The 23376-nt window shown below is 71.4% G+C and carries 24 protein-coding genes and 1 pseudogene; 13 read left to right on the top strand and 12 right to left on the bottom strand.

The window, feature by feature from the left end; translation table 11 throughout:
* The first annotated feature begins 59 nt into the window (after positions 1-59).
* The 3 genes from IG90_RS0128005 (at position 60) to tyrS (ending at position 4396) form a co-directional block, all read left to right on the top strand.
* Positions 60-1583, top strand: a complete 1524-nt coding sequence (locus IG90_RS0128005; RefSeq protein WP_030590265.1) for a TldD/PmbA family protein — start codon at positions 60-62, stop codon at positions 1581-1583.
* 82 nt (positions 1584-1665) lie between these two features.
* Complete coding sequence (locus IG90_RS0128000; RefSeq protein ID WP_030590262.1) at positions 1666-3060, top strand: metallopeptidase TldD-related protein; 1395 nt, start codon at positions 1666-1668, stop codon at positions 3058-3060.
* A 64-nt stretch (positions 3061-3124) separates the two neighbouring features.
* Positions 3125-4396, top strand: a complete 1272-nt coding sequence (gene tyrS, locus IG90_RS0127995) for a tyrosine--tRNA ligase (RefSeq protein ID WP_030590256.1) — start codon at positions 3125-3127, stop codon at positions 4394-4396.
* A gap of 77 nt (positions 4397-4473) precedes the next feature.
* On the opposite strand, the gene IG90_RS0127990 is transcribed toward tyrS, so the two are convergent.
* Entirely contained in the window at positions 4474-4752 is a 279-nt protein-coding gene (locus IG90_RS0127990) for a GlsB/YeaQ/YmgE family stress response membrane protein (RefSeq protein WP_030590252.1), read from the bottom strand.
* 202 nt (positions 4753-4954) lie between these two features.
* On the opposite strand from IG90_RS0127990, the gene IG90_RS0127985 reads away from it, so the two are divergent.
* On the top strand, positions 4955-5332 hold the full coding sequence (locus IG90_RS0127985; protein WP_030590250.1) for a DUF3099 domain-containing protein: 378 nt from the start codon (positions 4955-4957) through the stop codon (positions 5330-5332).
* Positions 5333-5561: 229 nt separating this feature from the next.
* Positions 5562-5819: a hypothetical protein gene (locus IG90_RS0127980; RefSeq protein WP_030590247.1), complete on the top strand. Its 258-nt coding sequence runs from the start codon at positions 5562-5564 to the stop codon at positions 5817-5819.
* Between the two features lie 3 nt (positions 5820-5822).
* Here the strand turns inward: IG90_RS0127980 and moaA are convergent, their stop codons facing one another.
* The 3 genes from moaA to IG90_RS0127965 form a co-directional block, all read right to left on the bottom strand.
* The gene (gene moaA, locus IG90_RS0127975) at positions 5823-6812 is read right to left on the bottom strand and encodes a GTP 3',8-cyclase MoaA (protein WP_030590244.1); all 990 of its coding nucleotides are present in this window, start codon (positions 6810-6812) and stop codon (positions 5823-5825) included.
* Positions 6813-7017: 205 nt separating this feature from the next.
* Positions 7018-8661 (bottom strand): solute symporter family protein, encoded by a 1644-nt coding sequence (locus IG90_RS0127970; protein ID WP_030590241.1) that lies wholly within the window; start codon positions 8659-8661, stop codon positions 7018-7020.
* Positions 8658-9023: a DUF485 domain-containing protein gene (locus tag IG90_RS0127965; RefSeq protein WP_030590238.1), complete on the bottom strand. Its 366-nt coding sequence runs from the start codon at positions 9021-9023 to the stop codon at positions 8658-8660. The genes IG90_RS0127970 and IG90_RS0127965 overlap by 4 nt, the downstream gene beginning before the upstream one ends.
* A 49-nt stretch (positions 9024-9072) precedes the next feature.
* Between IG90_RS0127965 and IG90_RS0127960 the strand changes: the two genes are divergently transcribed.
* Positions 9073-9285, top strand: a complete 213-nt coding sequence (locus tag IG90_RS0127960) for a hypothetical protein (RefSeq protein ID WP_233436104.1) — start codon at positions 9073-9075, stop codon at positions 9283-9285.
* Between the two features lie 94 nt (positions 9286-9379).
* On the top strand, positions 9380-10918 hold the full coding sequence (locus IG90_RS0127955) for a S8 family peptidase (RefSeq protein ID WP_030590232.1): 1539 nt from the start codon (positions 9380-9382) through the stop codon (positions 10916-10918).
* Positions 10919-11001: 83 nt separating this feature from the next.
* Here IG90_RS0127955 and IG90_RS47160 read toward each other — a convergent pair.
* From IG90_RS47160 to IG90_RS0127945, 3 genes and pseudogenes are all read right to left on the bottom strand, one after another.
* A pseudogene (locus IG90_RS47160) lies at positions 11002-11188 on the bottom strand (IMP dehydrogenase); the annotation flags it as partial.
* Positions 11189-11881 carry a lysoplasmalogenase gene (locus IG90_RS0127950; RefSeq protein WP_030590229.1) on the bottom strand — a complete coding sequence of 231 codons (693 nt, stop codon included), beginning with the start codon at positions 11879-11881 and terminating at the stop codon, positions 11189-11191. It abuts the pseudogene before it with no gap.
* Positions 11878-12807, bottom strand: coding sequence for a sterol desaturase family protein (locus IG90_RS0127945; protein WP_030590226.1), 930 nt, complete (start codon positions 12805-12807; stop codon positions 11878-11880). The genes IG90_RS0127950 and IG90_RS0127945 overlap by 4 nt, the downstream gene beginning before the upstream one ends.
* 148 nt (positions 12808-12955) lie before the next feature.
* Here IG90_RS0127945 and IG90_RS0127940 point away from each other — a divergent pair, with 148 nt between their 5' ends.
* The 6 genes from IG90_RS0127940 to IG90_RS0127915 all read left to right on the top strand — a co-directional run bounded on the left by IG90_RS0127940 (position 12956) and on the right by IG90_RS0127915 (position 20962).
* Positions 12956-16048, top strand: coding sequence for an NACHT domain-containing protein (locus tag IG90_RS0127940; protein WP_030590223.1), 3093 nt, complete (start codon positions 12956-12958; stop codon positions 16046-16048).
* Positions 16049-16111: 63 nt separating this feature from the next.
* Complete coding sequence (locus IG90_RS0127935; protein WP_030590220.1) at positions 16112-17161, top strand: DEDDh family exonuclease; 1050 nt, start codon at positions 16112-16114, stop codon at positions 17159-17161.
* Positions 17162-17225: 64 nt separating this feature from the next.
* Positions 17226-17459, top strand: coding sequence for a hypothetical protein (locus IG90_RS0127930; protein ID WP_012381452.1), 234 nt, complete (start codon positions 17226-17228; stop codon positions 17457-17459).
* A gap of 78 nt (positions 17460-17537) precedes the next feature.
* Complete coding sequence (locus tag IG90_RS0127925) at positions 17538-18341, top strand: SURF1 family cytochrome oxidase biogenesis protein (RefSeq protein ID WP_030590217.1); 804 nt, start codon at positions 17538-17540, stop codon at positions 18339-18341.
* Between the two features lie 67 nt (positions 18342-18408).
* Positions 18409-20202 (top strand): glycoside hydrolase family 15 protein, encoded by a 1794-nt coding sequence (locus IG90_RS0127920; protein ID WP_030590215.1) that lies wholly within the window; start codon positions 18409-18411, stop codon positions 20200-20202.
* 4 nt (positions 20203-20206) lie between these two features.
* A complete protein-coding gene (locus IG90_RS0127915; protein ID WP_030590213.1) occupies positions 20207-20962 on the top strand; it encodes an SDR family oxidoreductase in 756 nt (251 codons plus the stop codon).
* A gap of 36 nt (positions 20963-20998) precedes the next feature.
* Here the strand turns inward: IG90_RS0127915 and amaP are convergent, their stop codons facing one another.
* Genes amaP through IG90_RS0127890 form a run of 5 tightly spaced genes read right to left on the bottom strand, consistent with a single transcriptional unit; the run spans position 20999 to position 23322 of the window.
* Entirely contained in the window at positions 20999-21577 is a 579-nt protein-coding gene (gene amaP, locus IG90_RS0127910; protein ID WP_206434027.1) for an alkaline shock response membrane anchor protein AmaP, read from the bottom strand.
* 5 nt (positions 21578-21582) lie between these two features.
* The gene (locus IG90_RS0127905) at positions 21583-22266 is read right to left on the bottom strand and encodes a DUF6286 domain-containing protein (RefSeq protein ID WP_030590209.1); all 684 of its coding nucleotides are present in this window, start codon (positions 22264-22266) and stop codon (positions 21583-21585) included.
* Positions 22263-22616, bottom strand: a complete 354-nt coding sequence (locus IG90_RS0127900) for an Asp23/Gls24 family envelope stress response protein (protein ID WP_030590207.1) — start codon at positions 22614-22616, stop codon at positions 22263-22265. Before IG90_RS0127900 ends, IG90_RS0127905 begins: the two co-directional genes overlap by 4 nt.
* Positions 22613-22804 carry a hypothetical protein gene (locus tag IG90_RS0127895; RefSeq protein ID WP_019766450.1) on the bottom strand — a complete coding sequence of 64 codons (192 nt, stop codon included), beginning with the start codon at positions 22802-22804 and terminating at the stop codon, positions 22613-22615. Before IG90_RS0127895 ends, IG90_RS0127900 begins: the two co-directional genes overlap by 4 nt.
* A 44-nt stretch (positions 22805-22848) precedes the next feature.
* Positions 22849-23322: an Asp23/Gls24 family envelope stress response protein gene (locus IG90_RS0127890; protein WP_030590204.1), complete on the bottom strand. Its 474-nt coding sequence runs from the start codon at positions 23320-23322 to the stop codon at positions 22849-22851.
* Between the last annotated feature and the right edge of the window lie 54 nt (positions 23323-23376).

Here is a 23376-nt window from a genome sequence, read left to right as displayed (position 1 = left end):
CGCCCGGTGGCCATCGGCTTCATGATTCACTGCCGGAACCGTCAAGGAGGGAACACCCTGTGCCCCACGAGGTAGATCAGTCATTCCTGGCCCTGCCGTCACGCGCGCTGGCCGATGCGGCGCTCGCCCGGGCGCGGGCGCTCGGCGCGACCCACGCCGACTTCCGGCTGGAGCGGGTGCGAAGCGCCTCCTGGCGGCTGCGGGACGCCCGGCCGGCCGGGGCGTCGGACAGCACGGACCTCGGGTACGCGGTGCGCGTGGTGCACGGCGGGGCCTGGGGGTTCGCCTCGGGCGTCGACCTGACGATGGACGCGGCCGCGAAGGTGGCCTCGCAGGCCGTCGCGATGGCCAAGCTGTCGGCGAAGGTGATTGTGGCGGCGGGGTCCGACGAGCGGGTGGAGCTGGCGGACGAGCCGGTGCACGGCGAGCGGACCTGGGTCTCGGCGTACGAGGTCGACCCCTTCTCCGTACCGGACGAGGAGAAGGCGGCACTGCTCGCCGAGTGGAGCGGGCGGCTGCTGGGCGCGGAGGGTGTCGCACATGTGGACGCGTCCCTGATGACCGTGCACGAGAACAAGTTCTACGCGGACACGGCGGGCACCGTCACGACGCAGCAGCGGGTGCGGATCCACCCGCAGTTCACCGCCGTCGCGGTGGACGGCACGACCGGTGAGTTCGACTCGATGCGGACCATCGCGCCGCCGGCGGGCCGGGGGTGGGAGTACCTGACCGGGACCGGCTGGGACTGGGACGCGGAGCTGGAGCGGATCCCCGGGCTGCTGGCGGAGAAGATGCGGGCGCCGAGCGTCGAGGCGGGGGCGTACGACCTGGTCGTCGACCCGTCGAACCTGTGGCTGACCATCCACGAGTCGATCGGCCACGCCACCGAGCTGGACCGGGCGCTGGGGTACGAGGCGGCGTACGCCGGGACCTCGTTCGCCACCTTCGACCAGCTGGGCAAGCTGGCGTACGGCTCCCCCGTCATGAACGTGACCGGTGACCGCACGGCCGAGCACGGTCTCGCGACCATCGGTTACGACGACGAGGGCGTCGAGGCGCAGTCCTGGGACCTGGTCAAGGACGGCACCCTGGTCGGCTACCAGCTGGACCGCCGGATCGCGAAGCTGACGGGCCTCGGCCGCTCCAACGGCTGCGCGTACGCGGACTCGCCGGGCCACGTCCCCGTACAGCGCATGGCGAACGTGTCGCTCCAGCCGGACCCGGGCGGGCTGTCGACGGAGGACCTGATCGGCGGGGTGGAGCGCGGGATCTACGTGGTCGGCGACCGGTCCTGGTCGATCGACATGCAGCGCTACAACTTCCAGTTCACCGGGCAGCGGTTCTTCCGCATCGAGAACGGCAGGCTCGCCGGACAGTTGCGCGATGTGGCGTACCAGGCGACCACCACGGACTTCTGGGGCTCGATGGAGAAGGTCGGCGGCCCCCAGACGTATGTGCTCGGCGGCGCGTTCAACTGCGGCAAGGCCCAGCCGGGCCAGGTCGCGGCGGTCTCGCACGGCTGCCCCTCCGCCCTCTTCCGGGGCGTCAACATCCTCAACACGACGCAGGAGGCCGGACGATGAGCCGCGACCACGGAACCGGCCGGAGGTCCGGGGGTCGTCCCCCGGGTAAGCACAGTCTCAACACGACGCAGGAGGCCGGACGATGAGCCGCGTCAGCAAGCCGTACGAGATCGTCGAGCGTGCGCTGGAGCTGTCCACCACGGACGGTCTGGTGGTCATCGCCGACGAGGAGTCCTCCGCCAATCTGCGCTGGGCGGGCAACGCGCTCACCACGAACGGGGTGACCCGGGGCCGGACCCTGACCGTCATCGCGACCGCCGACGGGGCGAAGGGGACGGCCTCCGGCGTCGTCTCCCGGTCCGCCGTGACCACGGACGACCTGGAGCCGCTGGTGCGCGCCGCCGAGGCCGCCGCCCGGGGTGCGGGTCCGGCCGAGGACGCGCAGCCGCTGGTGAGCGGGGTGCCCGTCTCCCCCGACTTCACGGACGCACCCGCCGAGACGGGCTCGGAGGTCTTCGCGGACTTCGCCCCGGCGCTCGGGGAGGCCTTCGCCCGCGCCCGGGCGGGGGGCCGCGAGCTGTACGGGTTCGCGAACCACGAGCTGACCTCCACCTACATGGGTACGTCGACGGGGCTGCGGCTGCGCCACGACCAGCCGAACGGGACGCTGGAGCTGAACGCGAAGTCCCCGGACCGGACGCGCTCCGCTTGGGCGGGCCGGGCGACCCGGGACTTCAAGGACGTCGACCCGGCGGCGATGGACGCGGAGCTGGCGCAGCGGCTGCGCTGGGCGGAGCGGCGCATCGAGCTGCCGGCCGGCCGGTACGAGACGCTGCTGCCGCCGACCGCGGTCGCGGACCTGCTGATCTACCAGCTCTGGTCCTCGACCGCGCGGGACGCCGTCGAGGGCCGGACCGTGTTCTCCACCCCGGGCGGCGGTACGCGGCTGGGCGAGACGCTCGCCCCGCTCCCGCTCACCCTGCGCAGCGACCCGCACGCGCCCGGTCTGGAGTCGGCGCCGTTCGTGATCGCGCACTCCTCCGGCGACAGCGGTTCCGTCTTCGACAACGGGCTGCCGCTGGCCCCGACGGACTGGGTCCGGGAGGGAAGGCTGGAGCGGCTCACGACGACCCGGCACACGGCGGGCCTGACCGGGCTGCCGGTCGCCCCCGGCATCGACAACCTGCTGCTGGAGGGCGGTGGCGAGCGGTCGCTGGAGGAGATGGTGGCCGCGACGACCGGGCGGGCGCTGCTGCTGACCTGCCTCTGGTACATCCGCGAGGTCGACCCGGCGACGCTGCTGCTGACCGGGCTGACCCGCGACGGCGTCTATCTCGTCGAGGACGGCGAGGTGATCGGCGAGGTGAACAACTTCCGGTTCAACGAGTCGCCGGTGGACCTGCTGTCGAGGGCGTCGGAGGCGGGGCGCACGGAGAAGACGCTGCCGCGCGAGTGGGGCGACTGGTTCACCCGGGCCGCGATGCCCGCGCTGCGCGTCCCGGACTTCAACATGAGCTCGGTCAGCCTGGGGGTGTGACCCGCCTAGACTGACCCGTACATCTCTACCAGCGTCTCTGCCAGTCATAAGGAGCACCGGAACCGTGACGGACATCGTCGACGAGCTGAAGTGGCGCGGGCTGTTCGCCCAGTCCACTGACGAGGACGCATTGCGCAAGGCTCTCGCGGACGGTCCCGTCACCTTCTATTGCGGCTTCGACCCGACCGCCGCGAGCCTGCACGTGGGACACCTCGTGCAGGTGCTCACCATGCGGCGGCTCCAGCAGGCCGGCCTGAGGCCGCTCGCTCTGGTCGGCGGGGCCACGGGGCAGATCGGTGACCCGCGGCCCACCGCCGAGCGGACGCTGAACGACCCGGAGACCATCGCCGCCTGGGTGCAGCGGCTGCGGGGGCAGATCGAGCCCTTCCTCACCTTCGAGGGCCCGAACGCGGCGACGATGGTCAACAACCTGGACTGGACCGCGGGCATGTCCGCGATCGAGTTCCTGCGGGACATCGGCAAGCACTTCCGGGTCAACAAGATGCTCACCAAGGACTCGGTCGCGCGCCGGCTGGAGTCGCAGGAGGGCATCAGCTACACGGAGTTCAGTTACCAGCTGCTCCAGGGGATGGACTTCCTGGAGCTGTACCGCCGCTACGGCTGCGTCCTCCAGCAGGGCGGCAGCGACCAGTGGGGCAACCTCACCGCGGGCATCGACCTGCTCCACCGGCTGGAGCCGGGTGCTGTCGTGCACGCGCTGGCGACGCCGCTGATGACGAAGGCCGACGGGACGAAGTTCGGCAAGTCCGAGAGCGGCGCCGTCTGGCTCGACCCGGAGATGACGACGCCGTACGCGTTCTACCAGTTCTGGCTGAACGTGGACGACCGGGACGTCTCGCGCTACCTGCGCATCCTCAGCTTCAGGAGCCGTGCAGAGCTGGAGGAGCTGGAGAAGCTGACCGAGGAGCGGCCGCAGGCCCGCTCGGCCCAGCGCGCGCTGGCCGAGGAGCTGACCACGCTGGTGCACGGCGGTGCGCAGTGCGCCGCCGTCATCGCGGCGTCGAAGGCGCTGTTCGGCCAGGGCGACCTGGCCGGACTGGACGAGGCGACGCTGAGCGCCGCCCTGTCCGAGGTGCCGCACGCCGCGGTCGCCGAGCTGGGTCCGCTGGTGGACCTGCTGGTGGAGGTCGGTCTGGCGCCCAGCAAGTCGGGGGCGCGCCGCACGGTCAAGGAGGGCGGCGCCTACGTGAACAACGTGAAGGTCGCCGACGGCGAGGTCGCGCCGGACGCCGGGGAGCTGCTGCACGGGCGCTGGCTGGTGCTGCGCCGGGGCAAGAAGAACCTGGCGGCCGTGGAGGTCCGCCCGGCGGGCTGACCTCCCGCAGATGACAGCGCCGCGGCCGGACCCGCGTTTCTCGCGGGTCCGGCCGCGGCGCTGTGGTGACTCAAGAGTCAGGTTCTCTGTTTCCGGTTGCCCCGGAACGCCTGCCACGCCATGTCACCGACGGCGACGACCGCCACGGCGCCCGCCAGCTGCAGCAGGTGACGGATCCAGTCGATGCCCTTGGTGTCCTCGACACCGATCCAGCCGGCCACGGCGTTACCGAGGATGCTGCCGAGGATGCCGAACACCGCCGTCAGCCAGAGCGGGATGTCCTGCTTGCCCGGCAGGATCGCTCTGGCGATGACACCGAGCACCAATCCCACGATGATCGCCCACAACCAGCTCATTTCGCCTCCTCGTACGGCGCGGAGTGCGCGTCCGCCCAGTCTTGGCCAGCGGTCCGGGCGGCGCATGCCCGGTTGGGCCGTCCGGGGGACCCCCGGCCCCGTGCGCCGAGCGCGCCCCGGCCGCCCGTCCGGCGCGCGCCGGGCGTACCGTGGATGCGGCCCGGTCCGGGGAGCGCCCGGCGACGAGATCTGGTGGTGGAGCATGCTGCGGAAGAACGCGGGTACGGAGGTCTTCCGGATCACGGGCGCCCGTCAGGGACTGGAGGACGACGTCCGGGGCCGGCAGCGGCGCTATGTGATCTCGATGTCGGTGCGCACGGTGTCGGTGGTGCTGGCCGCGGTGCTGTGGAACGTGGAGCGGCATGTGGCGATCGTGGCGCTCGTGCTGGGCGTGCTGCTGCCGTACGTGGCGGTGGTCATCGCCAACGCGGGCCGGGAGAACGTGACTTCGCTGCCGACGACGTTCGTGCAGATGCCGATGCGGCCCGCCCTGGAGGCCGCTCCGGTGGCCGGTCCGGCGGAGTCCGGGGACGCCGAGGGTGCGTCCGGCCGGGTTCCCCCGCCGCACGAGCACACCTGATCCCGCAGGCCCCGCGAAGCTCAGGAAAAGCTCAGATCAATCATGACGTTCCAGTGCACCGCACCCTGGTCCCCGTGACATACTTCGAGGGCGCTCCGCATCCCCCGTCGGAGCGACGGACCGACGCCGGGCAGCTCCCCCCGTGGCTGCCCGGCGTCGCCCTTTCTCCGGCCGGGGATGCGTCAGAAGGCTCGCGGCGCACCTGCCTTCCTGACTTAGGCTGGACGGCGTGATCTTTCCCGAGACGTCCGCCGAGAGTCCCTCCGGTGCCCCGCTCTGTTCCGCCAAGGGCTGCCGGGCCGCCGCCGTGTGGGTGCTCGCCTGGAACAACCCCAAGCTGCACACGCCCGAGCGGCGCAAGACCTGGCTGGCCTGCGACGAGCACCGGGAGCACCTGTCCTCGTTCCTCGGGGTACGGGGTTTCCTCAAGGACGTCGTGGCGCTGAAGGACTGGGACCCCGGCCCCGAGAGCTCGCGGGACGCCTGAGCGTCAGCCGCCGATCGCCGACATCGGGCGGTCGGGCTGCAGGAAGGACGGGTCGTCCAGTCCGGAGCCCGCCTTCTTGCCCCACATGGCCGTCTCCCAGAGCCGGGCGATCTCCGCGTCGGGCGCGTCCCCGCGCAGTGCCCCGCGCAGGTCCGTCTCCTCGCGGGCGAAGAGGCAGGTGCGGACCTGGCCGTCGGCGGTGAGCCGGGTGCGGTCGCAGGCGCGGCAGAACGGGCGGGTGACGGACGCGATCACGCCGACGCGGTGCGGGCCGCCGTCGACGGTCCAGCGCTCGGCGGGGGCGGAGCCACGGGACTCGTCGCTCTCGGCGGTGAGGGTGAACCGGGTGCGCAGCGAGGCGAGGACGTCCCCGGCGGTGATCATGCCGTCGCGCTTCCAGCCGTGCTGGGCGTCGAGGGGCATCTGCTCGATGAAGCGGAGTTCGTAGTCGTTGGCCACGGCCCAGGCGAGCAGTTCGGGGGCCTCGTCGTCGTTGAGTCCCGGCATCAGGACGGAGTTGACCTTCACCGGGGTGAGCCCGGCCTCGCGGGCGGCCTCCAGGCCGTCCAGCACGTCCCTGTGGCGGTCACGGCGGGTGAGGGTCTTGAAGACGTCAGGGCGCAGGGTGTCCAGCGAGACGTTGACCCGGTCGAGGCCCGCGGCCTTGAGGGCGCCGGCGGTCCGCTTGAGTCCGATGCCGTTGGTCGTGAGCGACATGCGGGGGCGCGGGGTGAGCGCGGCGCACTGCTCGACGATGGAGACGAGGCCGGGGCGCAGCAGGGGCTCGCCGCCGGTGAAGCGGACCTCGGTGATGCCGAGCGAGGTGACGGCGATACGGATCAGGCGCACGATCTCCTCGTCGGAGAGCAGCTCGCTCTTGCCGAGCCACTGGAGGCCCTCTTCCGGCATGCAGTAGGTGCAGCGCAGGTTGCACTTGTCGGTGAGTGACACGCGCAGGTCGGTGGCGACCCGGTCGAAGGTGTCGATGAGCACGGTGGGGCCCTCCCCCGGTGGTGTCCGCGGTGATGCGGTCGCTCTTACGAGCCTACGTGAGAGCAGTGACATCGGAGTGGCCCGTTTGCCACGAGGTGCGGCCGGTCCGCGTCGTAGGACTCTACGACGCGGACCGGCCGCGGGTGTGGGTGATGCGCCGAAGGGGCCCGTCGGTGAAGTGCCGAAGGGGCCCGTTCCGGTGGGTTCAGTGTGCTCCGACGCCGGTGAGGGACTTGACCTCCAGTTCGGCGTACTTGTCCGTGTCGGGCTTCTCCTTGGAGAGCAGGGAGCCGACCCAGCCGAGCAGGAAGCCGAGCGGGATCGAGATCAGGCCAGGATTCTCCAGCGGGAACCAGGCGAAGTCGACGCCCGGGAACATCGAGGTCGGCTTGGAGGAGACGACCGGCGAGAACAGCACCAGCAGGACGGAGGAGGCGAGGCCTCCGTAGATGGACCAGAGGGCCCCCTGCGTGGTGAAGCGCTTCCAGAAGAGGCTGTAGAGGATCGTCGGCAGGTTGGCGGAGGCGGCGACCGCGAAGGCCAGGGCGACGAGCCCGGCGACGTTCAGGTCGCGGGCGAGTGCGCCGAGCGCGATGGAGACGATGCCGATGGCGACGGTGGCCCAGCGTGCGGCGCGGACCTCCTCCTTCTCGGTGGCCTGCCCCTTGCGGATGACGTTGGCGTAGATGTCGTGCGCGAAGGACGAGGAGGAGGCGAGGGTGAGTCCGGCGACGACGGCCAGGATGGTGGCGAACGCGACGGCGGAGATCACCGCGAGAAGGATGGCGCCGCCGGTGGATCCGGAGCCGCCGCCGATCTCCAGTGCGGCGAGTGGCGCCGCGGTGTTGCCCGCCTTGTTGGAGGCGATGATGTCGCCGGGCTTGAGGATCGCGGCGGCGCCGAAGCCGAGCACGATCGTCATCAGGTAGAAGGCGCCGATGATGCCGATCGCCCAGTTCACGGACTTACGGGCGGCCTTGGCGGTGGGCACGGTGTAAAAGCGGATCAGGATGTGCGGCAGGCCCGCGGTGCCGAGGACCAGGGCGACGCCGAGCGAGATGAAGTCCAGCTTCGAGACGCCGTCGGCGCCGTACTTCAGGCCGGGCTCCAGGAAGGCGGCGCCCTTGCCGCTGTTGCTGGCCGCGGTGCCGAGCAGGTCGGAGATGTTGAAGTTGAACTTCAGCAGGATCAGGAAGGTGATGAGCAGGGTGCCCGCGATGAGCAGGACGGCCTTGACCATCTGCACCCAGGTGGTGCCCTTCATGCCGCCGATGGTGACGTAAAGGATCATGAGCACGCCGACCAGGGCGACGATGAGGATCTTCCCCGCGTCGCTGGTGATGCCGAGGAGCAGTGAGACGAGGACGCCCGCGCCCGCCATCTGGGCCAGCAGGTAGAAGATCGAGACGACGATCGTGGACGTACCGGCGGCGGTGCGGACGGGGCGCTGGCGCATCCGGTAGGCGAGGACGTCGCCCATGGTGTAGCGGCCGGAGTTGCGCAGCGGTTCGGCGACCAGGAGCAGGGCGACGAGCCAGGCGACGAGGAAGCCGATGGAGTACAGGAAGCCGTCGTACCCGAAGAGCGCGATGGCTCCGGCGATACCGAGGAAGGACGCGGCGGACATGTAGTCGCCGGAGACCGCGAGTCCGTTCTGGAATCCGGTGAACTGGCGGCCGCCCGCGTAGAAGTCGGCGGCGCTCTTGGTCTGGCGGCCCGCCCACACGGTGATGAAGAGCGTGGCCACGACGAAGGCGGCGAACAGCGTGATGATCAGTGGCCGGTGCTCGCTCGCCCCCTCGGTGGCGGCGAGCTGGACGGTGGGATAGAGGGCGTGGGCGGCGCTCATACGTCGGCCTCCATACGGGACTTGATCGCGTCGGCCTTGGGGTCGAGCTTGGTGGCGGCGTGCCGGGAGTAGAGCCAGGCGATGAGGAAGGTGGTGGCGAACTGGGCGAGTCCGAGGACGAGCGCCATGTTGATGTTGCCGACGACCTTGGTGGCCATGAATGCGCCCGCGTAGTTGCAGAGCAGGACGTAGAGCAGGTACCAGGTCACGAAGGCGATGGTCAGGGGGAAGGCGAAGGAGCGGTGGGAGCGGCGCAGGTCGGCGAAGTCCGGGCTCGCCTGCATCGCGACGAACGCCTCGGTGGTGGGCTGGACGGGTCCGGCGGGCGAACCGCCCTCGGGCGGCGGTGCATCGGTAGCCACGGAATCTCCTCGCGACGCGGGTGCGGTGATCTGGGGGACGGTGGGTGTCATGGGAGGCCTCGTTGCCGGGGGGACGGTGATGTACCTCCTGGACAACGGCACGGAGGGCGCGACGAAGCGGTTCACCGTGTCCTTCGCCTACGCGTTCGCCTTCTCGTTCGCCTTCTCGGAGGTGTCGCGGCTCCTCCGGATGCCCGGACGTCACCCGTTCGCATTCCGCCGCTTCGGTCACTCTTCGAACTCACTTGCCCGTAACCGTTGATGCGCCGGGATGATCAGCGATAGCTTCACTCGTCATGTACGCGACCGGCCACGCCAGGTGTCCGGTCGTTCGGCACGGATGATGTGGAGAACCCATGGCTCATCTGGCATCGAGACGGACCCGCGCACTCGCGGTGCCCGTCGGGCTCGCGCTGACCGCCTCGCTCGGCTTCCTGCCGACGGCGACAGCCACGGCGGCGCCCACCGGCCAGCAGGCCGCCGCGAGCGTGCGGACCGACGGTCCGAAGCTGTCCTACGTGGTCAACACCCGGGGCGGCCACGGCACCGTCAAGAACGTCAAGAAGGCGATCGCCAAGGCCGGCGGCACCGTCGTCATCGCCTATGAGCAGATCGGCGTCATCGTCGTCCACTCGCAGAACCCGGCCTTCGGCGAAACGATCCGCCGGGTACGAGGCGTGGAGTCGGCGGGCGCCACCCGCACGAACCCGATCGTTCCGCAGGCCACCAAGGACGTCGGCTCGATAGCGCAGCCGCTCACCGCCGAGCAGGCGGCGGCCGCCGCCGCGGACGCGACGGCCGACCAGGACCCGCTGGAACCGCTCCAGTGGTCGCTGCCCGCGATCAAGGCGGACAAGGCGCACCAGAAGTCGCTGGGCTCACAGCGGGTGACGGTCGCCGTCATCGACACGGGCGTCGACGACACCCACCCGGACCTGGCCCCGAACTTCGACAGCCGTGCCTCGGCCAACTGCGTGTCGGGCGCTCCGGACACCACCGCCGGCTCCTGGCGTCCGGCGGCGGGCGAGAGCGACCACGGCACGCATGTGGCGGGCACCATCGCCGCCGCGAAGGACGGCGCCGGGGTCACCGGCGTCGCCCCGGGCGTGAAGGTGTCGGGCATCAAGGTGTCGAACCCGGACGGGTTCTTCTACACCGAGGCCGTCGTCTGCGGGTTCCTCTGGGCCGCCGAGCGCGGCGTCGATGTGACCAACAACAGCTACTACACCGACCCGTGGCTGTTCAACTGCAAGAACGACCCGGACCAGGGCGCCCTGGTCGACGCCCTCACCCGCGCCGTGAAGTACGCGGAGCGCAAGGGCACGGTCAACGTCGCTGCGGCCGGTAACTCCCGCCACGATCTGGCGGTCGACGCGATCGAGGACAAGACCAGCCCCAACGACACCGAGCCGGTCACCCGGACGATCGACCCGAGCGCGTGCCCGGACATCCCGACCATGCTGCCGGGTGTCGTGACGGTTTCCGCGACGGGTGCGAAGGGCCTGAAGTCCTCGTACTCGAACTACGGCAAGGGGATCATCGACGTGGCGGCCCCGGGCGGTGACTCGACGGTCTACCAGACCCCCGAGCCGCCGGCCGTCAACGGGCTGATCCTGTCGACCCTGCCGGGCGGCAAGTTCGGCTACAAGGCCGGTACGTCGATGGCGTCCCCGCATGTCGCGGGCGTCGTGGCGCTGATCAAGTCGAAGCACCCCTACGCCTCGCCGGCCGCGGTGAAGGCGCTGCTGACGCTCCAGGCGGACGCGAAGGCGTGCGGTGAGCCGTACGACATCAACGGTGACGGCGTCATCGACGCGGTCTGCGAGGGCGGCAAGAACTACAACGGCTTCTACGGGGCCGGAGTGGTGGACGCGCTGGACGCGGTGCGCTGGTAGGCACGTGACCGAGCAAGGAGCGAGGGCCCGGGGAGGATGTTCTCCCCGGGCCCTCGCCCTGCGTCGAGGGGCTACGGCGTGATGAGCACCTTCAGCGCGGTGCCCTCGAGGAGGCGGTCGTCAGACGCGGCGGCGGCCGGGAGCTCGGCCAGGGTGCCGTCGGCGTGGGGGACGCGGAAGGCCGCGCCCCGGCCGCCGTCCGTCCGACTGCGCGCCGTCCGGGCCGACCGGCCCCCGGAAGCCGCCCCGGGGACAGGAGGTGGTGAGGCCCTACGCCCGGGTTCGCCCGGTTCCCCGGTCCGGCGCCGCAGTGAGCACTCCGAGGGACAGGAGGGCCTGGGCGGCGATGTAGGTGAGCATCACCCAGAAGTCGGGGGCGGGTGCTTGCGGCCAGTCCGCGATGCCGGTGGCGATGAGGGCGTCGGAGAGCAGGAAGAGGGCCCCGCCGGCCGCCGCGCACCGCCCCGGTACGCCCGCCCGCCAGGCCATGGCGGTGAGCAGCAGGCTGTAGCCGGTCAGCGGGATACGCAGGTCCGCCGGGAGGTCCGGCCAGATCAGCACGAGGAAGACGGCGAGGACGAGGACGTATCCGGCCCCCGTGGCCAGCGGGGCGCGCGCCCGGTCGCGGCCGAACAGCGTCAGGTAGCAGACATGGCCGACGGCGAAGGAGCCCATGCCGACGAGGAAGGCCAGGTCGTGGTCGGCGAGCAGGAAGACATCGCCGCCCCACCCGAACAGCAGGGCCGCGACGAGCAGCCGGGGTCCGCCGCGGAGCGCCGCGTACCCGGCGAGCAGCGGCATCAGCAGCGGCTTGGCGACCAGGTGGACGGTCTCGGCCCCGGCGAGGAGCCCGGCCAGGTCGACGGCGGCGGCGAGGAGGAAGGCGAGGAGCACGGGACGGGCGAAGCGCTCGGCGCGTCCGTCGTGTCCGGTGGCCCCGGGGCGGGACGCGGTGGCGGTCACGGAGTGGGCTCCGGGGCCGGGGCGGAAACAGGTGCGGCGGCCTGGGCGGGTACGGAGGCGGGCGCCGGGGCGGTCACGGCGGTGGCGGCCTTCGACGCCGGCTGCCAGCCCGGCCCCCGGAAGACCCGGCCGGCCCGCTCGCTCCAGGTGTCGGCGGCCCGCACGTCCCGGGCGATGGCGGCGTACTCGTGGGTCGCGACGCGCAGCGGGTTGTGGGTGGCGATGTTCTTGGTGAGCCCGTAGACGGGCCGCTCGGTCTCGGCCGCGAAGGACCCGAACATCCGGTCCCAGACGATGAGAATCCCGCCGTAGTTGCGGTCCAGGTAGCTGCCCTGCGAGGCGTGGTGGACGCGGTGGTGGGAGGGCGTGTTGAGGACGTACTCGAAGGGGCGCGGGAGCTTGCCGACGCGCTCGGTGTGCACCCAGAACTGGTAGACGAGGTTGGCCGACTGGCAGAACGCGAGCGCCGCCGGGTGCACGCCGCAGGCGATCAGCGGCAGGTAGAAGGGCCATACGGTCGCGGAGGTCCAGGGCTGGCGCAGCGCGGTGGTGAGGTTGAACTTCTCGCTGGAGTGGTGGACCACATGGCAGGCCCACAGGATCCGGATCACGTGGTGGCCGCGGTGGGACCAGTAGTAGAAGAAGTCCTGGGCGAGGAGCATCAGCAGGACGGTCCACCACAGCACGGGCACCCGCAGCGGCGTCAGCTCGTAGACCCCCATGTAGATGGCCAGGATGGGGATCTTCCACAGCAGGTCGAAGCCCAGGCTGCCGAGGCCCATGGTGAGGCTGGTGGCGGCGTCCTTGGTCTCGTACCCTGCGGCGTCCTCGTCCGGGTGGAGGCGGTAGCTGACCATCTCGATCACGGTGAGCAGCACGAAGGCCGGTATTGACCACAGCACGACATCGGGCAGGTTCGGCTCCATGCGAGCACCGTAGGGCCGCCGGACGGCGAGGGCTAGACGTTGTTACCCACAAGTATGCGAGACCTGGCGTCAGCACCCTTTGGCACCTTCTGCCAATCGCCCGCACCGTAGGATTCACGGATACGCGCGCCGAGGGGGAGGAACGATCGTGTCCGGTACGGAAGTTGCCCTGTTACGGCTGGCCACGACGGTGATCGGCGCGGCCGCCAAGGCACTGCTGACCCCCAGGCCGGGCGCGGGCCTGGTCACGGACCCGGTCCGTCCCCTCCCCCGCCCCGCGAAGCCGGCCCGGCTGGCCAAGGCGCTCGCGGGCCGCATGGCCGACGCCTTCGCCGACCTCCCCGAGCACGAGCGGCTGGCCGCGCTCACCTCCGTACAGGACACGTTCGCGGCGGCGGACGAGCCGGACGCCGGGCGGCTGTTCGCCCTGGACCTGGACCCCGAGCGGCTGCGCGCCGAGCTGTCGGCCCCCGCTACCGGGCTCTCGGAGCGGGCCATCGACCTGTACGAGGACCTCCTCGGCCGCTGTTGCGCACACCTGGTCGAGCAGCTCACCGCCCACCCTTCGTTCGCGGCGCGGGCGGCGGTGGAGCAGGTCCGTGCGGTGGGCCGGACGCGGGAGCTGGTGGAGGAGGTACGGGACCGGGTCGGGCCTCGCCCGGACGCGGCGGATCTCGACTTCGAGCAGCGGTACGCGGAGTTCGTGGCGACGGCCAACGGCCGGGTGGAGCTGTTCGGTCTGACGCTCGGCAGGTCGGCGGGCGGGTGGCCGTTGGAGACGGCCTACATCAGCCTCTCTGTCAGCGGTTACGAGGTCGACGGCGGGCACGGTCCGGGGCAGCCGGTCCGGACCTCGATCGGGATCGAGCAGGCCCTCGGCGAGTGGGACCGGCTGTTGCTGCGCGGCCCGGCCGGTTCCGGCAAGAGCACGCTGGTGCAGTGGCTGGCGCTGAACGCCGCGCGGCAGACGTTCGGCGGCGAGCTGGCGGACTGGAACCGGTGCGTCCCCTTCGTCCTGCGCCTGCGCGCCTTCACGGCCCTCGACGCACTGCCCGCCCCGGCGGACTTCCTGCGCGCTGCCGGAGTTCCGCTGCACGGCTCGGCCCCGGCCGGCTGGGCGGACCGACTGCTCCTGCAGGGCCGGGCGCTGATCCTCGTGGACGGGGTCGACGAGGTTCCGGACCGGCTGCGCAAGCGCACGGAACGCTGGCTGAGGGACCTGATCGCCGCCTACCCGCGGGCCAGGTACGTGGTGACGACCCGCCCGTCGGCGGTCCCGGAGACCTGGCTGTCCAGCTCCGGCTTCGAACCGCGCATCTTGCTGGCGATGAGCCAGGAGGACGTCCGTGCCTTCATCGAACACTGGCATCGGGCGGCCCGCTCGGAGTGCCGCTCGGAGGAGGAACGCGCCGAGCTGGACCCGTACGAGAACGCCCTGCGCCGCGCGGTCGGGACGCGCAGGGACCTGGGACTGCTCGCGACGAACCCGCTGATGTGCGCCCTGCTCTGCGCGCTGAACCGGGACCGCCGGATGCAACTGCCCCGGGCGCGCAAGGAGCTGTACGACGCGGCACTGGACATGCTGCTGGTCCGGCGCGACACGGAGCGCGAGATCATCGGGGTGGAGGGCGTCGACCTGACCCGGGAGGAGCAGACGGCTCTCCTGCAACGCCTCGCGTACTGGCTTATCCGCAACGGCCTGGTCGAGGCCCGGCAGGACGAGGCTGTGTCCCTGATCTCCGACTGGATGCGGGCCATGTCGCAGGTCCGGGGCACCCCCGACCAGGTCTTCGCACACCTGCTCAACCGAAGCGGCCTCCTGCGCGAACCGGCCCCGGGCGCGGTGGACTTCGTGCACCGGACGTTCCAGGACTACCTGGGCGCGAGGGCGGCGGTGGAGGCCCGCGACTTCGGCGTCCTGGTCCGCCACGCCCACGAGGACCAGTGGGACGACGTGGTGCAGATGGCGGTAGGGCACGCGCGGCCGGACGAGCGGGCGACGTTGCTCAAGTCGTTGCTGCAGCGGGCGGACGCGGAGCCAAAGCATGGGCACCGGTTGGTCCTGCTGGCGGCGGGGAGTCTGGCCCATGCGCCGGAACTGGACCCGGGGGTGCGCGAGGAGGTGGAGGCTCGGACGGAGAGGCTGCTGCCGCCGGACAGCCAGGAGGACATCGACGAGCTGGCCAAGGTGGGCGATCTGGCACTGGAGCTGTTGTCGTCGATGCTGGACGGGCTGAACGAGCGGGAATCGGCTGCGGTCGTGCGTACGGCCGCGGCGGTGGGCAGCGAAGCGGCGTACGAGCTGGTGAAGCAGTTCCGTGACGACGAAGACGAGTTGATCGGGGAGGCAGTGTCCCAGGCCTGGGCAGGATTCGACGCGGAGCCGTACGCGCGGGAGATCATGGCTTTCCGTACCTGGGAAGGCAGCCATGCGCGGGCGGAGACCGAGGCGCAGCTCTCCGCGCTGCGCCACATCCCGGATCTGAGCAACGTACACGTGACGGGTGATCGCCATGATCTGTCCCAGGTGACCTCGCGGCCGGACGTGCAGCGGGTCTTCGTGTACCGCAACAACCTGGTCGAGGACGTGAGCGCACTCGCGGCCATGCCACGCCTGCGCGAGATCGGGTTGAGCGGCTGCCCGCGGATCCGTTGCATCGAACCCCTGGCACGACCTGGGCTGGAGTGGCTGTCCCTTGCCGAACTCCACCCGTCACTCGATCCGTCCCCGCTCGCGAACATGCCGGATCTCCGGTTCTTGGCGCTCTGCCACCCCTTCGTCATGGAGAGCATCGGCGAACTCCCGGTCTGCGAACAGGTGACCGAACTCGAGCTGCTGCGGCAGACCCGCTACCTGAGCCTGGAGGGACTGGAGCGCTGGACGAATCTGCGAGCGTTGAGCCTTTACGGCACGACACACCTCCGGCAGCTGAGCCGGATGCCGTCGCTGCACAACCTGGAGCGCATGCATCTGATGTACATGCCGAACATTGACCTGGAGTTGATGGCCCCACTCACTACGCTGCGCAAACTCGTCCTGGTAGCAGGCGACCAGCAGTTGGACCTCAACCCTCTCAGCGGACTCACGTCCCTCACCGCCCTCACCCTCTACGGGGACGAGGAGCCGTTCGACCTCAGCCCCCTCGCACCCTCCGAACACATGACGATCTACGTGTCGTACAACACCCACGTCACCGGCGCCGAACTCTTCCCGCCCGAGCGCATCGTCCGCCTCCCCTGACCGCGGGATCACGTCACCGGAGACGGCCGAATAGGGGACTGTCAGTCGCGGCCCGTATTCTCTGTGACCATGCTCGACGACCGCCAGACAGCCGCACCGTGGCCGACCGCCTACCCCCAGGGGTACGCGGTCGTCGACGTGGAGACCACCGGCCTCGCCCGCGACGACCGGATAGTTTCCGCGGCCGTCTACCGGCTGGACGCCCTGGGCAATGTCGAGGACCACTGGTACACGCTGGTCAACCCGGAGCGGGACCCCGGCCCCGTCTGGATCCACGGGCTGACGAGCGACGTGCTCGAAGGCGCGCCGCTCTTCCCGGAAGTGGCCGCCGAGCTGTCGGAGCGGCTCGCGGACCGGGTGCTCGTCGCGCACAACGCGGCGTTCGACTGGTCGATGATCGCCCGGGAGTACGCACGGGCGTCGGTGGTCGCCCCGGTCGAGCACCGGCTGTGCACGATCGCGCTGGCCAAGGAGCTGCGCCTGCCGCTGCCCAACCACAAGCTGGCCACCCTCGCCGCGCACTTCGGGGTCGTACAGCAGCAGGCCCACCATGCCCTGGACGACGCCCGGGTGCTGGCCGAGGCCTTCCGGCCGAGCCTGCACGCGGCCGCCCGGGACGGGGTGCGGCTGCCGCTCCTGGAGTGCCGGCCGCTGACCGAGTGGTCCGGCTCCCCCGTCACCCCGCGCGTCGGGTATCAGCCCTCGCGGCAGCAGAACAGCTGGCGGCTCTCGCGCAAGCGGCCGGCCTGCCCGTATCCCAACCCGGGGCGGTACGAGAAGGAGAAGCCGCTCCAGCAGGGGATGCGGGTGGCGTTCTCCGGGGACACCTCGATCGACCGTGAGCTGCTGGAGGACCGGGCGGTGGAGGCCGGCCTGCACGTCGCGACCAGCGTGTCCCGGCTGACCAGTCTGCTGGTGACCAACGACCCGGACGCGGCCACGTCCAAGACGCAGAAGGCCAAGTCGTTCGGGACGCCGATCCTGGACGAGACCGCCTTCACCCATCTGCTGCGCGATGTGGCCCCCGCCGACGGCGCCGCGCTGCCGCACCAGGCGCCCCCGCCATCGCCGGAGGGAATCCCGTCGCCGGAGGGAATCCCGTCATCGGAGTGAACCGGGCGCGACTCGCCCGGCAACCGCTCGCCCCGTAGCCGCCGGGCGTCCCACCCTGTGGCGCATGGCACGTTGTGAGGTTTGCGGAAACGACTACGGCATGTCCTTCGAGGTGCACGCGCAGGGCGCGGTGCACGTCTTCGACTGCTTCTCCTGCGCCATCCACCGCATGGCGCCGATCTGCGAGCACTGCCGGGTCCAGGTGATCGGCCAGGGCGTCGAGGCCGACGGGCACTGGTACTGCGGCGCCCACTGCGCCCGCGCCGAGGGGAGGGCAGGCATCGTGGACAAAGTCTGACGGAATACCCCATAGCCGGATCGCGCCGGCCGCACCCCTGAGTGCCGCACCCCATGACCCCGGTTGTACGGTCATGGGGTGTACCGCTTCCTGTTGACCCGGCAGTGGGTGATCCTCACCCTGCTCGGCCTCGTGCTGATCCCGACGATGATCGAGCTGGGTTTCTGGCAGTTCCACCGGCACGAGCACCGGGTCGAGCAGAACGGGCTGATCTCGCGGAACCTCGACGCGCAGCCGGTCCCGGTCACCGATCTCACCTCCCCCGGGCACACCGTCCCGCGCTCGGACTACTGGCGGACGGTCACCGCGACGGGGACGTTCGACACCGAGCACGAGGTGGTCGTCCGCCGCCGGACCTCGGACGACGACCGCATCGGCGTCCATGTCCTGACCCCCCTGGACCTCAAGGGCGGCGGCACCGTCCTGGTCAACCGGGGCTGGGTCCCGGCCGCGCCGAACCAGACCTCCTTCCCCGACGTGCCGCCCGCTCCCCGGGGCGAAGTGACCGTCGTCGGCCGCCTCAAGGCGGACGAGACGACCGGCAGCAGCGGCATCAAGGACCTCGCGGGACTGCCGGACCGGCAGGTGATGCTGATCAACAGCGACCAGCAGTCCCAACTGCTGTCCCGGACCGTTCTCGGCGGATACATCGAGCAGACCGCGCCCGCGCCGTCGGGTGATCTGCCCGAGCAGATCACCCGCCCCGACGACAGCTCGATCGGCCCCCACATGGCCTACGCCGTCCAGTGGTGGCTGTTCGTCGCCGCCGTTCCGGTCGGCTGGATCATTCTCGTACGCCGTGAGAAGCGCGACCGCGAGCAGGCCGCGGCCGGGAACGCGACGGCCGACGCCCCGGAGCAGCGCGCACCGGCGAGCGCCTGAGCCCTCCGGCACATTGCGGGGCCGGGCCGGCCGGTTGACGACGGCTCGGTTCGGGAAAACGCCAGGCGTGACCCCACGCATCGAGGACTACGCCCTGATCGGCGATCTGCAGACCGCCGCGCTCGTCGGCAGGAACGGTTCCGTCGACTGGCTCTGCCTGCCACGCTTCGATTCCGGCGCCTGCTTCGCCGCCCTGCTCGGCGACGAGGAGAACGGCCACTGGCGCATCGCGCCCAAGGGAGCCGGGGCCTCGGACACCTGCACCCGGCGCGGCTACACGGGTGACTCCCTGGTCCTGGAGACGTACTGGGAGACACGGACCGGCACGGTGAAGGTCATCGACTTCATGCCGCAGCGCGACAGGACGCCGGACCTGATGCGGATCGTCGAGGGCGTCAGCGGCAGCGTCGACATGAGTTCGGTGCTGCGGCTGCGCTTCGACTTCGGATCCGTGGTGCCCTGGGTGCGGCGTTCGCACGGCCACCGGGTGGCGGTCGCGGGTCCCGACTCCGTCTGGCTGCGCAGCGAGCCGCCGGTCAAGACGTGGGGCCAGCAGTTCAGCACCTGTTCCTCGTTCACCGTCGCCGAGGGCGAGAGCGTGGCGTTCGTGCTGACCTGGCACCCCTCGCACTCGCCGCGTCCGAAGCTGATCGACCCGCGCAAGGCGCTGAAGCAAGCCCTGCACGACTGGGCGAAGTGGACCGCGCGGTGCACCTACCAAGGCCCCTACCGCGACGCCGTGCTGCGCTCCCTGATCACCCTGAAGGCGCTGACGTACGCCCCGACGGGCGGCATCGTGGCGGCCCCGACCACCTCCCTGCCGGAGGAGATCGGCGGCGTACGGAACTGGGACTACCGCTTCTGCTGGCTGCGGGACGCCACGCTGACCCTCGGGGCGATGGTCTCGGCCGGCTATCTGGAGGAGGCGGCGGCCTGGCGGGACTGGCTGCTGCGGGCCGTCGCCGGGGACCCGGCCGACCTCCAGATCATGTACGGGCTGGCGGGCGAGCGCCGGCTTCCCGAGACGGAGCTGCCCTGGCTCGCCGGGTACGAACACTCCCGGCCGGTGCGCACCGGCAACGCGGCCGTCCGTCAGCGCCAGCTCGATGTGTACGGCGAGGTCATCGACGCGCTCCGCCTCGCCCGCGTCGCCGGTCTCGACGACAAGCCGCACGCCTGGAACCTCCAGCTCAGCCTGCTCGGCTTCCTGGAGTCGACCTGGCGCGAGCCGGACGAGGGGCTGTGGGAGATCCGCGGTGCCCGGCGGCACTTCGTGCACTCCAAGGTGATGGCCTGGGTCGCCGCCGACCGGGCGGTGCGCTCGCTGGAGGAGAACCCGGAGCTGCCCGGTGACGCGGAGCGCTGGCGGGCGATGCGGGACGCCGTGCACGCCGAGGTCTGCGAGAAGGGGTACGACCCCGAGCGGAACACCTTCACCCAGTCCTACGGGTCACGGGAGCTGGACGCCTCGACGCTGCTCATCGTGCGGACCGGGTTCCTGCCTCCGGACGACCCCCGGGTGATCGGCACGGTCGACGCGGTCCGCGAGGAGCTGGGCAGCGACGGCCTGGTCCGCCGCTACAGCACCGAGGGCTTCTCGGTGGACGGACTGCCGGGCAGCGAGGGGGCGTTCATCGCCTGCTCGTTCTGGCTGGTCGACGCGCTGCGGCGGACCGGCAGGCCGGACGAGGCACGGGAGCTGTTCGAGCATCTGCTGGAGCTCCGCAACGACATGGGACTGCTGGCCGAGGAGTACGACGTGTCGAAGGGGCGGCAACTGGGCAACTTCCCCCAGGCGTTCAGCCATATCGGACTGGTGAACTCCGCTGTCGACCTCGTCGGTGAGGACCCGGCAGGATAGGGGCATGGATCTTGGACTGAAGGACCGCGTCTACATCGTCACCGGGGCGACCCGGGGACTCGGCAACGCCACGGCCCGCTCGCTGGCCGCCGACGGCGCGAAAGTGATCATCACCGGACGGGACGAGAAGTCCGTCGCGGAGGCCGTGGCCGAACTGGGCCCGGACGCGGTCGGGCTCGCCGCCGACAACGCCGACCCGAGCGCCGCCCAACGCCTGGTGGACACCGCGCGGGAACGCTTCGGGCGGCTCGACGGCATCCTCATCAGCGTCGGCGGACCGGCCCCCGGCTTCCTCGCGGACAACACGGACGACCAGTGGCAGACGGCGTTCGAGACGGTGTTCCTGGGAGCGGTGCGGCTCGCCCGGACGGCGGCGGACGCGCTCGGCGAGGGCGGTGTGATCGGCTTCGTGCTCTCCGGATCGGTCCATGAACCGATCGCGGGGCTGACCATCTCCAACGGGCTGCGCCCCGGTCTCGCCGGTTTCGCCAAGTCGCTGGCCGACGAGCTGGGCCCGCGCGGCATCCGGGTGGTGGGCGTGCTGCCCGCCCGGATCGACACCGACCGGGTCCGTGAACTGGACGCCCTGTCCGGCGACGCGGAGGCCGCCCGCACCGCCAACGAGGCGCGGATCCCGCTGCGGCGCTACGGGACGCCGGAGGAGTTCGGGAAGACCGCGGCCTTCCTGCTCTCCCCCGCCGCCTCGTACCTGACGGGGATCATGGTCCCGGTCGACGGAGGGTCACGGCGCGGCTTCTGACCGGCCCGGCCCGCTCGGCCGGTGCCGCCCGGGCCGTCAGGACACCCGCTCCGCGCGGTGCCTGACGGCCTTGAGGCGCACCTCGGCGGGAAGTTCGTCCAGACCGGCGGAGTCCCTGGCATGCGCCAGCGCGCCGTCGGCGACCGCGTTCAGCGTACCCAGGGGCGCGGCGTGCGGCTCCGTCAGCAGCCGCAGCCGGGCCCGGGGCGCGGTGCGGCGGCCGGTCAGCATCGCCTGGGCGCGGGCCACTCCGTCGAGTTCGCCCGCCTCCCCGGCGAGCACGCCCTCCAGGGCGCGGCCCCGCAGCTGTGCCCCCTCGCCGTCGCCGCTGTCCACCAGCACATCGGCGAGCCGTCCGCGGCGGAGCTGGGCGAGGAACCACCACAGGGCGAGGACCACGAGGACGGCGAGGACGGCGATCACGGTCGGCCACCACCAGCCCTCGTCGCGCCAGCGGTGCCGGTCGGCCGCGCTGAGCAGCACGTCGTCGGTGCCGTCCCAGGGCCACCAGGTCGGCACGGACGCGCCGAGGCCGGCGGCGAGCACGGCTCCGCCGACGACCACCAGCACCAGCCCGGCCAGGGCCAGCAGGACCCGGTTGACGGTGGAGCGCATGCGGCTCATCCCTTCTTCGCCGGTCGGTGTACCTGGACCGAGAGGGCCGGCGGCTTCGCCAGGCCCAGTTCCCGGACGGCCTTCTCCAGCACGGCGTCCAGGTCGGTCCGCACGTCGTCGAGTTCCCGGAAGTGCGAGAGCGCGCGCACCTTCGCCTTCCGCCGGCCCATCCCGACCCGCACGGACTGCACCCCGGACACCTCCACGGCCCGGTCGCGCAGGACCAGGGCGGCGGCGGTGCGGTCGAGTCCGGCCCGGACCTCGGCGCGGTCTCGGCGCATCGGCAGCAGGCCGCGCAGTCCGGGCGTGAGGGCCAGCAGGATCAGCCAGAGGCCGATCAGTGCCGCGATGCCCGCCCCGATCAGCACCGCGACGTCGTCCAGGTGCCGTTCGGCCAGGCCGTCGGCGAGGGAGCGACGCCACCGCATGGCCGGACGGTCGGCGCGTACGGCGGCGATGTCGTAGAGCAGCAGTCCGGCCGCGCCCAGGAGCACGAGGGCCAGCAGGGCGGCCGGGACCCGGCGCGCGGACCAGAAGCGGCCGGCCCGGCCGTCGCCCTGGTCCAGGGTGGGGACCGGTGCGCGGGCCTCGGCCGACGCGTCCGTGGCCGGCACGGTCGCCTCGCCGTCGCTCTGCTCGACGGTGGGCATCCGCCGGGTGGAGCCGGTCGGTTCACCGGGTTCGGTCATCGGATCCTCCCCTGTGCGGCGGCGCTCGCCCCGGTCGGGTGCAGCCGCTCGACCTGCACGGCCACTTCGGGCACTTCCATGCCGGCCAGTGCCTTGACCCGCTGGACGACCCGGCGGCGTACGGCGCCGCACTGGCCGCCGATGTCGCAGGGGTAGCCGAGTTCCAGGCTGACCCGGACCCTGGCGGCGTCGCGGTGCACGGTGACCGTGGCACGCGGCGACGTCCCGTCCGCAGGCGGTTCGTCGAGCGCTTCCTTCGCCGCCTGGGCGGCGATCTTGGCGACGACACGGTCGGCGATCCGGGTCTCGCCCCGTTCGGCGGCGGCGACCCGGCCGGTCACCGCCCTCACCGTCGCCGGTCGCCGCGCTCGCGACTCCGGAAGAAGTCGCCGGGCTCCAGGTCGCCGTCCAGGAAGCGGCCGGCGATGAAGCCGATCGCGCCCAGGGCCGCCACCAGTACGAAGGCTCCGAACCCGCCGAAATATCCGGCGAACCCGAGCGCCATGCCGGCCAACAGGCCGACCGCAGCCATGCTCATCGTGTTTCTCTCCTCAACTGCCGTGCGACGGGGACGCGGAAGGACTACTGGACCCGCTGCTCGGGCTCGTCCTCGTCGTCCTCCTCGTCGGGCAGCTTGACGTCGCTGACCGCGATGTTGACTTCGACGACTTCGAGACCGGCCATGCGCTCGACCGCGGCGACGACGTTCTCGCGTACGTCGCGGGCCACGTCGGGGATGGACACGCCGTACTCGACGACGATCTCCAGGTCCAGGGCCGCCTGGGACTCGCCGACCTCGGCCTTGACCCCGCGGGTGACGGACTTGCCGCCGCCGGGGACCCGGTCACGGACGGCGCCGAACGTCCGCGACAGGCCGCTGCCCATCGCGTGGACGCCGCCCACGTCGCGTGCCGCCATCCCGGCGATCTTCTCGACGACGCCGTCGGCGATGGTGGTGCGGCCCCGGGTGCCCGGGTCGCCGCCGCCGCGCCTGCTCAGTGGCGTCTTGTCACCGGACCCGCTGTCGGGGTTGTTGCGCTGGGAGGTCTCAGTCATCGCTGCTCTTCCCTTCGGGGCAGGTTTGGACTTCCTTGCCCACGTTAAGTGCGC

The sequence above is a fragment of the Streptomyces anulatus genome (genome assembly GCF_000721175.1).
Lineage (GTDB): Bacteria > Actinomycetota > Actinomycetes > Streptomycetales > Streptomycetaceae > Streptomyces > Streptomyces anulatus_C.
This window is presented reverse-complemented; position numbering and strand designations above follow the sequence as displayed.